Raw genomic sequence first — 8,052 nt, 5'->3', positions numbered from 1 at the left:
CTTGGCGCCATCGCGGCCGCGGCGCCACTGACGTTGCTGCTCGACCGGCTCGGCTGGACCCGAGCCTTCGCCACGGTCTCCTCGATCGGCGTGGTGCTGCTCATCGCCGTCGCCCTGCTGGTCAAGGATTCGCCGTACCGCAGCGACGAAGTCGTCACCATCAAGCTCCGCGCTCTCGCCCAGTCCGTCAGGACCGTGTGGGGCAACCCCGGCACACGGCTGGGCATGTGGTCGCACTTCACGTCGCAGTTCTCCGGGACGGTGTTCGCCCTGCTGTGGGGCTTCCCGTTCCTGGTCCGCGGCCTCGGCTGGTCGCCGGGCGCGGCCAGCGGGCTGCTGATGGCGATGACCGCGTGGGCGGTGGCGAGCGGGCTGGTGCTGGCGCGGGTGGTGGCGCGTCTGCCCTTCTACCGCTCCCGGATCGTCATCGGCGTCGTGCTGACGATGGCCACGGCCTGGACCGCCGTGTTGCTGTGGCCCGGCGTTCCGCCGGCGTCGCTGGTCGTCGCGATGGCCTTCGCGACCGCGAGCGGCGGGCCGGCCTCGATGGTCGGGTTCGACCTCGCCCGCTCCTTCACCCCGGTGCACGCCATCGGCCGCGCCAACGGGCTGGTCAACGTCGGCGGCTTCACCGCCTCCTTGATGGTGATGGCGCTCATCGGCGTCGTGCTCGATCTCTCCCAGCCCGGTGGCATGCAGGCCTACGGCCTCGACGACTATCGACTGGCGATGGCGGTGCAGTACCCGTTCTGGATCTTCGGCATCGTGCAGATCGTGCGCTACCGCCGCCGCGGGCTCGACCACCTGCGCCGCGTGCACCCCGGTGCGATCGAGGAGATGCAGGCCGGGCGGCCGTTCGTGCACCCCGGCATCGGCACCGAGGGCGTCTGAGACGGTTCAGCGGTCGTGGTCCTCGTGGCGGCTGTTGAAGGCCGACGTCTTGTTGGAGGCGAGCTCTCGCGCCTCCTCGACGCTGAGCCCCTCGATGGCCGCCATGATGTCGAGGCCCACGCCGCTGACCTCTCTACCGCGCTCGAGCGGCACGATGGTGTGCACCAGCCGGTCGGCGTACGCGTGGACCATCGTGAACGCCTGAGCGCTGCTCACGCCTGACACGAAGCGATCGATCGGCGCCGGATCGCTGGTGTAGCAGCTCGCGGAGGCGACCGAGACGGGGATGCCGGCGAAGATCGAGTACGTCGAGAAGTGCAGGTGCCCCGCGAGGATGCCGCGCACGTCCGAGCCCTCGAGCACTGCGGCAAGGCGGTCCTGGTCGAGCAGCTCGATCAGCTCGGCGGCGCGCAGCATCGGCAGGGGAAGCGGCGGGTGGTGCAGCGCCAGCAGGGTGCCGTGCTCGGCCGGCGTGGCCAGCACGTCGGCCAGCCATCCGAGCTGGGCGTCGGTCAGCTCGCCGTGGTGATAGCCGGGCACGCTGCTGTCGAGCGACACGATCCGCAGCCCGTCGATCTCGTGCACGCGATCTTGTGGCGCCTCGGACTCCTCGCCGAAGAGCCCGCGGGCGTAGTCGGCGCGCTCGTCGTGGTTGCCCATCACCCACACCACCGCCGCCCCCATCGCGGCGGCAGCGGGTTCGACGATCTCGCGGAGACGGGCGTACGCCGCCGGCTCGCCCTTGTCCGCCAGGTCGCCCGTGAACACCAGGGCCTGGGGTGGAGGGTCGACCGCGGCAAGCCGGTCGAGGGCGAGCCGAAGCCCGGCCTCGGTGTCGACGGCGCCGTACTGCAGCGCGCTGGCCAGCAGGTGCGGATCGGAGAGGTGCGCGATCACGTGGCGGGGCGGGGCGTACTGACCGAGCTGCTTCACGCTCGGAACTCTAGAGCTGTTCGAGTCGAGTTCACCCGGTCTTGGTGGAGGAGTCGGCGAGCCGATCTAACCTCCCCGCATGTTGACTCGGGGGTTTGCCGGCGGTCTGCTGGTCCTGATCGGCGGTGTCGTCATCTCCACGCTGCCCCGCTCGACCGCGCTCATGCAGCTCACCCTCGTCCAGGAGCTCCGTGGCGCGGAGGCCGGCCGGATGGCCGCCCTCGCGGTCGTGCTCCTCGGTCTCGGCCTGTACGCCGCCGCGTGGCTGCGGCTGTGCCGGCACGTCGCGCGGGCCGAGGGCGCGGACCGGGCGGACGCGCTGGCGCTGGTCCGGCACGCGACGATCGTGTGGTCCGCTCCGCTGGTGCTCGCGCCGCCGCTGTTCTCCCGCGACGGCTGGTCCTATGCCGCGCAGGGCGTGCTCACGCACTTCGAGATCTCGCCGTACGAATATGGCCCGGGCGTCCTCGTCGGCCCGATAGTGCAGGGCGTCGATCCCCGCTGGATGGAGACCGCGGCGCCCTACGGCCCGGTGCCCCTGATGTTCGGCGACGCGGTCGCTGGCCTCACGGGCAACCCGTGGATGCTCGTGATCGGCCACCGGATCCTCGCGCTCGTCGGGCTGGCGCTGCTCGCGTGGTCGGTGCCGAAGCTCGCCGCCTGGGCGGGCATCAACCCGGCCCTGACGGCTGCCGTCGTGCTCTGCTCGCCGCTGATGCTGGCGCACGGCGTCGGCGGGCTCCACAACGACGTGCTCATGGTGGGGCTGATGAGCTCGGCGCTCGTGCTGACCGTGGAGCGCGGTTGGATCTGGGGTGCCGTCCTGGGTGGGCTCGCGGCGGCGGTCAAGCTGCCGGGCGGTCTCGTCTGCATCGGCGTCGCCCTCCTGGCACTGCCGGTCGGTGCCTGCCTCGTGATGCGGGTGCGACGCCTGGCTCAGGTCGGTGCCGTGGCGTGTGCGGCGGTCGTCCTGCCGGGGCTGCTCGCCGGGCTCGGGGTCGGCTGGGTGCACGCCCTGGGTGTCCCCGGCTCGGTGAACGTGCCGCTCTCGATGCCGACCGTGCTCGGCGGCTTCCTCGACCTGGTCGCTCGCGGGCTCGGGACCGGACTGGAGCCGGGCACCTTCCTCGCCCTGGTGCGCGGCGTCGCGCAGGTGGTGGCGCTGGTGATCGCCGTCCGCGTCGCTCTCACGTGGCCGACGGGGCAGCCGGGGTGCGCCGTCCGGGCGGTCGCCGCCGTGATGGGCGCGCTGATCCTGCTCAGCCCGGTGGTGCACCTGTGGTACTTCCTGTGGGCGCTGCCCTTCCTGGCCGCGATCCGCCTGCCGCGTCTGGGCACGGTGGGGCTGCTCGCGGCCGTGGTGATCTCCGGGCTGGTCGCGCCGCTCGACTCGTCGCTGCACGGTGCCTACGTCGCCATCGTGGTCGGTTCGCTGCTCGTCACCGCCCTCGTGCTGGCGCTGCTGGCGACTCGTTCGGCGCGCGAGCGGCTCGAGAAGATCGCCACCGGTCAGGTGGCCGGGAGGACCCGGCCGCTCACCTCGCCCAGCGCGATCCGGCCGCCGGAGGTGCCGCGTGCGGTGTAGCGCAGCGTCACCTCGTCGCCGTCCTCGAGGTAGGTCCGCTCCACGCCGTCGAGCAGGAACGGCTCCTGGCCGCCCCACGACAGCTCGAGGAACGACCCACGCTGGTCGGGCTCGGCGCCGGAGATGGTGCCCGACCCCCACAGATCACCGGTGCGCACACTCGCGCCGTTGACGGTCGTGTGGGCCAGCATCTGCGCGGGCGACCAGTACATCGAGGCGTACGGCGGGCGCGAGACGACGACGCCGTTGAGCACGACCTCGACGTCGATGTCGAGGCCGGCCCGGTCGCCCACGGCGAGGTAGTCGAGGGGCTCAGGGTCCTGTCCGGGCAGGTCGGTCCAGGCCGCGTCGAGGGCGGCCAGGGGGGTGACCCAGTGGCTGATCGAGGTGGCGAACGACTTGCCGAGGAACGGCCCGAGCGGGACGTACTCCCAGGCCTGGATGTCGCGCGCCGACCAGTCGTTGAGGCCGACGACCCCGAAGGTGTGCGCGGCGAAGCCGTCGGTCGAGACCCGCTCGCCCAGGGTGGAGGGCATGCCCACGACGAAGCCGAGCTCGGCCTCGATGTCGAGGCGTCGGCTCGGACCGTAGGACGGCGCGTCGTCCGTGGGTGCCTTCCGTTGTCCGCACGGCCGGATCACGCCGGTGCCGCTGGCCACGACCGTGCCGGCCCGGCCGTGGTAGCCGACCGGGAGGTGTTTCCAGTTCGGCAGCAACGGCGCCTGGTCGGGGCGGAAGATCCGGCCGACGTTGGAGGCGTGCTGCTCGGAGGCGTAGAAGTCGACGTAGTCGCCGACCTCGATCGGGAGGTGCAGCTCGACCTCGTCGAGGGAGTGGAGATGTGGCGCCGTGCGCTCCTCGTGGACGTCGTCACTGAGCACCTCGTCGATCCACCGGCGGGCGATGGCCCATTGATCCGGTCCCATCGCCATGAAGGCGTTGAGCGACGGCGTACGCCACGCGGCGGCGAGCCCGGAGGCCGGGTCGCCGATCTCCGCCACGGGCGCGAGGTCGAGGACGTGGTCGCCGATCCGCACGCCGACGCGGGGGGACTCCTCGGCCCGGGAGAACACGCCGTAGGGCAGGTTGTCGAGGTCGAAGAGGGAGCCGGCGGCCCCGTCCACCCAGCTCATGGTGCCTCCAGCAGTCCGAGGTCGGTCAGGTCGGCGAGCGGCTCGAGGATCGAGCAGGATCCGATGCCGGTGAACCAGCGGCGGGCCTTGGCGAGATCGAGCTCGTGCGCCAACCCGAGGAGCTCGGCGTCGTCGGTCAATGACAACGTCTCGACCACGTCATCGGCGCCCAACCCGGAGTCGGCCTCGGCCGTGGCGGCGAGGACGTTGAGGAAGCCGTGGTGCTCGAAGCCGGTGTCGTGATCTCGGTGGCGCACGGCGTTGTGCAGGCCGGCGGTGCACTTGAAGGCGAGCTCCCGGTCGAGGGCGGCGTCGATCCACGCCGCGAGCTGCTCCGCAGGCGGGAACTGGTGTGCGTCGATGCCGCCCGTGCGGAACTTCAACCGGAGCTCGGCCGCCGCGACCTCGTCGGCAGCGGCCTCCCAGCCGTGGGTGACCTCGGCCGCGGGCAGCTCGACGTAGACCGGCGTCTCGTCGTCGAGCGCGCCCTCATCTCGGGCGGCGTGGACGGCAGCGACCACGCGTCGGGCGTTGCCGGCGAGGTCGTCGAGGTCGCGCAGCGCGATCTCCAGACCGGAGACCGGGTTGCCTGCCCGGGCCGCGAGCCTGAGCGCGCCGGCCAGGGCACCGGCGCCCCCGGTGACCACGATCGAGAGCGGGATCTGCGCGTCGCCGACGCCCGGCACCCGCTCGTCGGTGACGACGAGGGAGGCCACCAGGTCGGCGTACCACTCGTCGCGGCGACGGCGGAAGGACTGAACGGCGTCGGGCAGCTCGGCGTTGCCCGGCGGGAAGACGCCCGCGTCGTCGAGGAACCCGGACCAGGCGGGAGGGACAGCGGCTGGCAGCTCGGTGCTCACGCGGTTACTCTAGTCAGTAAGCGCATAACGGACGATCAACACCGATTATCGGACGAATGGAGCGACGGCTGATGGCTCACTACCGCAGTGTCGGGGCGATCCCGCCCACGCGGCACACCCAGCACCGCGCCGCCGACGGCACGTTGTTCTTCGAGGAGCTGATGGGGGAGGAGGGCTTCTCCTCCGACTCGTCGCTGCTCTACCACCGCGGTGTGCCGTCGGCCCTCGTCGACAGCCAGGTCTGGGAGCTGGCCGACCAGAGCCGTACCCCCAACCACCCGCTCAAGGCGCGCCATCTCAGGCTGCACGCACTGGAGACCGGCACGTGTCCCGTCGAGGGCCGCCGCCTCGTGCTGGGCAACAACGACGTGCGCATCGCCTACGTCCTGACCGGCACCGACCCGAGCCCGCTCTATCGCAACGCCATCGGCGACGAGTGCGTGTACGTCGAAGCCGGCACCGGCACCGTCGAGTCGGTCTTCGGCGTCGTGCCCTACCGCGCCGGCGACTATGTCGTCATCCCGCGCGCCACCACGCACCGCTGGGTGCCGGCCGAGGCCAGCCGCCTCTACGCCGTCGAGGCCAACAGCCACATCCATCCGCCCAAGGCCTACCTGTCCCGCTTCGGGCAGTTCCTCGAGCACGCGCCCTACTGCGAGCGCGACCTGCACGGACCGACGCAGCCGCACCTCGCCGAGGGCGACAACGTCGACGTGCTCGTCAAGCACCGCACCAGCACGGGCATCGTCGGCACCCGGATGACGTACGCGACGCACCCCTTCGACGTGGTCGGCTGGGACGGCTGCCTGTACCCCTACACGTTCAACGTCGACGATTTCATGCCGATCACCGGCAAGGTCCATCAGCCACCGCCGGTGCACCAGGTCTTCGAGGGCTGGAACTTCGTGATCTGCAACTTCCTGCCCCGCAAGGTCGACTACCACGAGCTGGCGATCCCGGTGCCCTACTACCACTCCAACGTCGACAGCGACGAGGTCATGTTCTACGTCGGCGGCGACTACGAGGCGCGCAAGGGCTCGGGCATCGACCTCGGCTCGGTCTCGCTGCACCCGGGCGGCTACGCCCACGGTCCGCAGCCGGCCGCGATCGAGGCATCCCTGGGTGCGGACTACTTCGAGGAGTCGGCGGTCATGGTCGACACGTTCGCCCCGCTCGACCTCGGTGAGGGCGGCCTCGCCGTCGAGGACCCGGCCTACGCCTGGACCTGGGCGGGTCGCGGTCCCGACGACGGCGGCGACCCCGCGGTCTTCAGCAACTCCTAGACACCGTCGATCGCCGGTGATGGCGGACAGGATGATCTGATGGCCTCATGACCGTGGGGGAACGAGTGGACGAGATCGCGCCGTCACGTTTCGTCCTCTTCATCCCGCTCGTGCTGGCGATGCTGTCGATGATCGGCCCGTTCAGCATCGACACACCGTTCCCGGCGTTCCCGCACATCGGTGACGAGTTCGGCGTCGGCACCGAGCAGTTGCAGCTGATCGTGACCAGCTACCTGCTCGCGTTCGCCGCGATGAGCATCTTCCACGGACCGCTGTCGGACTCCCTCGGCCGACGCCCCGTCATCGTGGGATCGATCGCGGTGTTCGCCGTCGCGTCGCTCGCCTGCACGATCGCGCCGACCTTCGAGCTGCTGCTGGTCGGACGCGTCGCCCAGGGCCTGAGCGCCGGCGGCGCCACCATCGTCAGCCGAACAGTCATCCGCGACATGTTCGAGGGCGACCAGGCGCAGCGGCTGATGAGCCGGGTCGCGCTGATCTTCGGCGTGGCGCCGGCCATCGCCCCGATCGTCGGCGGCGGACTGCTGCAGCTCGGCCCGTGGCAGCTCGTCTTCGCCTTCCAGGCGCTGCTCGGCGTCGTCCTCATCGCCGCGACGCTGATCGTGCTGCCCGAGACGCATCCCGTCTCGGCGCGGGTGCCGTTGCGGGTCGGCGAGGTGGTGCGCGGACTGACCGAGGTCGCCCGCCAGCCTGCGTTCCATCGGCTGGCGTGGGCCGGCGCGTTCGGCTTCGGCGCCCAGTTCCTCTACATCGGTGGCGCCGCCATCTTCGTGGTCGACCTGCTGGGGCAGGGCGAGCTCGACTTCTGGAAGCTGTTCGTCCCCATGATCGGCTCGATGATGGTCGGCTCGTGGACCAGCGGTCGTACGGCCGGCCTGGTCACCGGCCGCAAGCTCGTCTCGATCGGCTTCGTCATCACCGTCGTCGGGGGCGTGCTCGGCGTCGCCTTCTCGGCGTCACCGTTGGCGACCGACCTGCCGTGGGCGATCGTCGGCCCGAGCCTGATCGGCCTGGGCAACGGCATGGCCTATCCGTCGATCCAGCTGATGATGCTCGACCTCGCGCCCACGCGGCGCGGGGCCGTCATGTCGTGCGCGAGCTTCCTGGTGCTCATCTTCAATGCCGTCGCTGCGGTCGCGCTCACGCCGTACGCCGCCAGCAGCACGCTCGGACTGGCGATCGCCGCCCTCGTGATCACCGGCCTCGGGTCGCTGTGCTGGGCATGGCACTGCGCGGCGACCCGCCCGGTCCCGGCCCCGGTCGCAGCCGGCCACTAGGAGCACATGGGTGCCCGGCTCATGCCGATGCTGGCCGGCTGATCCTCGGGCACGCGGACGGACCACTCGGCG

7 protein-coding genes are annotated in these 8,052 nt (G+C 71.2%); 4 read left to right on the top strand and 3 right to left on the bottom strand.

Annotation, left to right across the window (positions count from 1 at the left end):
* Positions 1–891 (top strand): MFS transporter (locus RMO85_RS09345; RefSeq protein WP_310528456.1); only part of this gene is annotated, 891 nt, incomplete at its 5' end.
* Between the two features lie 6 nt (positions 892–897).
* On the opposite strand, the gene RMO85_RS09340 is transcribed toward RMO85_RS09345, so the two are convergent.
* Entirely contained in the window at positions 898–1,824 is a 927-nt protein-coding gene (locus RMO85_RS09340; protein ID WP_310528455.1) for a metallophosphoesterase, read from the bottom strand.
* Between the two features lie 79 nt (positions 1,825–1,903).
* Here RMO85_RS09340 and mptB point away from each other — a divergent pair, with 79 nt between their 5' ends.
* The gene (mptB, locus tag RMO85_RS09335; RefSeq protein WP_310528454.1) at positions 1,904–3,409 is read left to right on the top strand and encodes a polyprenol phosphomannose-dependent alpha 1,6 mannosyltransferase MptB; all 1,506 of its coding nucleotides are present in this window, start codon (positions 1,904–1,906) and stop codon (positions 3,407–3,409) included.
* Here mptB and fahA read toward each other — a convergent pair.
* Together fahA and RMO85_RS09325 are read right to left on the bottom strand one after the other, a co-directional pair.
* Positions 3,334–4,542: a fumarylacetoacetase gene (gene fahA, locus RMO85_RS09330; RefSeq protein ID WP_310528453.1), complete on the bottom strand. Its 1,209-nt coding sequence runs from the start codon at positions 4,540–4,542 to the stop codon at positions 3,334–3,336. The two genes, mptB and fahA, sit on opposite strands and share 76 nt — an antisense overlap.
* Complete coding sequence (locus RMO85_RS09325) at positions 4,539–5,402, bottom strand: hypothetical protein (protein ID WP_310528452.1); 864 nt, start codon at positions 5,400–5,402, stop codon at positions 4,539–4,541. Before RMO85_RS09325 ends, fahA begins: the two co-directional genes overlap by 4 nt.
* A 71-nt stretch (positions 5,403–5,473) precedes the next feature.
* Here RMO85_RS09325 and RMO85_RS09320 point away from each other — a divergent pair, with 71 nt between their 5' ends.
* Entirely contained in the window at positions 5,474–6,685 is a 1,212-nt protein-coding gene (locus tag RMO85_RS09320; protein ID WP_310528457.1) for a homogentisate 1,2-dioxygenase domain-containing protein, read from the top strand.
* A 53-nt stretch (positions 6,686–6,738) separates the two neighbouring features.
* Positions 6,739–7,980: a multidrug effflux MFS transporter gene (locus RMO85_RS09315; protein ID WP_310528451.1), complete on the top strand. Its 1,242-nt coding sequence runs from the start codon at positions 6,739–6,741 to the stop codon at positions 7,978–7,980.
* Positions 7,981–8,052: the final 72 nt, after the last annotated feature.

The sequence above is a fragment of the Nocardioides sp. genome, assembly GCF_031422975.1.
GTDB lineage: Bacteria > Actinomycetota > Actinomycetes > Propionibacteriales > Nocardioidaceae > Nocardioides.
This window is presented reverse-complemented; position numbering and strand designations above follow the sequence as displayed.

Bases quoted from the DNA above. Each gene is read 5' to 3' on its own strand.
- mptB (WP_310528454.1), top strand. From the start codon at position 1,904: ATGTTGACTCGGGGGTTTGCCGGCGGTCTGCTGGTCCTGATCGGCGGT.
- fahA (WP_310528453.1), bottom strand. From the start codon at position 4,542: ATGAGCTGGGTGGACGGGGCCGCCGGCTCCCTCTTCGACCTCGACAAC.
- RMO85_RS09320 (WP_310528457.1), top strand. From the start codon at position 5,474: ATGGCTCACTACCGCAGTGTCGGGGCGATCCCGCCCACGCGGCACACC.